Below are 1,950 nucleotides of genomic sequence, written 5' to 3'. Positions count from 1 at the left end.
TGCTTGTGCCAAACAGCCCGGCAATGTCTGCATGAGCTCCATCAATTTGGCTCGGCTCGCCGGGCCCTCATCGTCGTGATTTCCAAAAACGGCCGCCCATGGCAGATTGCGTTCCACACTTGCCTCTGTAACCTGGCGAAGTCCGCGAGAAGGCAAAATGGCGCCGCCTGTAGTATTGTCGCCTGTGTATACGACCAAGTCCGGCGTTTCCGCATCCAGTACGTCACGCATCAGTTGAAGGCTCTCTTTATCTTCAGCATTGCCGACTGTCCAATGAACATCTGCAAACTGGACAATACGAAATGTGCCGTCTTCTTTAAAACGCAACACGGGAGATTCTGCGTTAGCCATTGCCATGCCCATCAGCGCTAAAACCATACAAATAGACCACGAAATAATTCTTGAATGTGACATTTTATTCTCCTTTTAGGCTAAAAGAGAATGGTACCATATCCTAAATCACCCATACAACGCCTTAGAACAATACCTAAAGTTTTCAGAATACACGAAAATACGACCGCTCTTGTCTGACACTGCTATATCGTTCCCGGCGTTTCTTGTGCCCTGTGTTTCGAGGCATGGATCATCAGTCTTGGATAACTGCCGCGTCCGGCTCAGGCGCATCGCTTTCCTCTTCTTCTAAAGGAGAGACCTCTTCCCCTTCTCCTTTAAGATAGTGATCAAAGAAGTCTACAATCAATGCTTTAGCATGATTGTTGATCGAAGTAACGACATCCATAGCATGGGGCCAGCCGTTAATACGGCTGTAATAATAAGGCACCCCTTTTTCAATAAGCTTCTCTGCCAACATATCGCTTTGAGTCACGGGAACAAGCATGTCTACCGTGCCGTGGATGATGCAGGTGGGCGGTGTCTCGGCAGTGACATAGCGAATCGGTGAAGCCGCTTCAAAACGCTGTGGATCTTCTTCATAGACTCCATTCATGTATTTCACGATCAAAGAATGATCACGGCGCTTCGGCTCGGTGAAATCAGCGGGACCATAAATATCTACCACTGCTTGGACATCACTCTTGTATTCGGCCCATCCTCCGTCTCCTTCAAATTCCGGATTTCCCGCAGTGTAGCCCGTCATGAGTGCAAGATAAGCACCGGCAGAATTTCCCATAACGCCGATACGTTCAGGATCAATCCCATATTCTTCCGCGTGGGCACGCATCCAGCGCACCGCACATTTGGCGTCATGAATGGATTTGGGCCATTGCCCCGCTTCGCGCAAGCGATATTGCACAGTTGCCGCCACATAGCCTTGTTGCGCGAAATATTGGGCATATACCCGCAGTTGATCCTTGCGCCCCGAACGCCAGCCGCCGCCAAAAAATTAAAGAACGCCGGGAGCAGATCCCTCTTGAGATTCGGAGCGATAGACGTCTAAAAAGAGCGGCGTGTCATCTCCTACGCCATATTGAATGTCTTCATCCATAACGACGCCGGGCAAAGGCGGAGCATTCTCGATGGCAATGAGATCATAAAAAAAATAGCCCGCACCCATAGAAGTCCATTCACTGGGATATCCTCGAGGCGGCAGCGGCACACCTTCCGGTACAGCGGTAACGAGATCCGGACGTTTGGCGGGGGCACGTCCATGAATACATATAAAGGCGACACCGCCAAGGAGAAGAAGTAAAAATAACAGTCCCGCCCATTTTAAAATCTTGCGAAATAATTTCATGATTTTTTCCTATACCTTAAAGAAATAACAACGCCACATTACCATACTATCGGTTTATATTTTTTTATAGAAGTCCGTCCGCATCTCCTCCACACGTTCTTTTTCAATCGGATTTTATCAGAGGGATGCCGCTGTCAAGCCCCCGCTTTTTGGTCCAGTTGTTATGAGAGTTTCTGTGTTTCATGAGCGCGCCTCCTGGCAGGATTGCATGGGCGCTTGTGGAGCCGAGCGTAGCGAGGCGGAACAAGCGCCCATGC

The 1,950-nt window shown here is 49.4% G+C and carries 2 protein-coding genes and 1 pseudogene; all 3 read right to left on the bottom strand.

The window, feature by feature from the left end; all coding sequences use genetic code 11:
* Positions 1–414 (bottom strand): metallophosphatase (locus GX117_04430; GenBank protein ID NLO32589.1); only part of this gene is annotated, 414 nt, incomplete at its 3' end.
* 172 nt (positions 415–586) lie between these two features.
* Positions 587–1,339: pseudogene (locus tag GX117_04425) on the bottom strand (alpha/beta hydrolase).
* A 3-nt stretch (positions 1,340–1,342) separates the two neighbouring features.
* Positions 1,343–1,693 carry a hypothetical protein gene (locus GX117_04420; protein NLO32588.1) on the bottom strand — a complete coding sequence of 117 codons (351 nt, stop codon included), beginning with the start codon at positions 1,691–1,693 and terminating at the stop codon, positions 1,343–1,345.
* Between the last annotated feature and the right edge of the window lie 257 nt (positions 1,694–1,950).

The sequence above is a fragment of the Candidatus Hydrogenedentota bacterium genome, assembly GCA_012523015.1.
Lineage (GTDB): Bacteria > Hydrogenedentota > Hydrogenedentia > Hydrogenedentales > CAITNO01 > JAAYBJ01.
The sequence above is the reverse complement of the archived record's forward strand: the minus strand, read 5'-3'. Positions and strand labels throughout refer to the sequence as shown.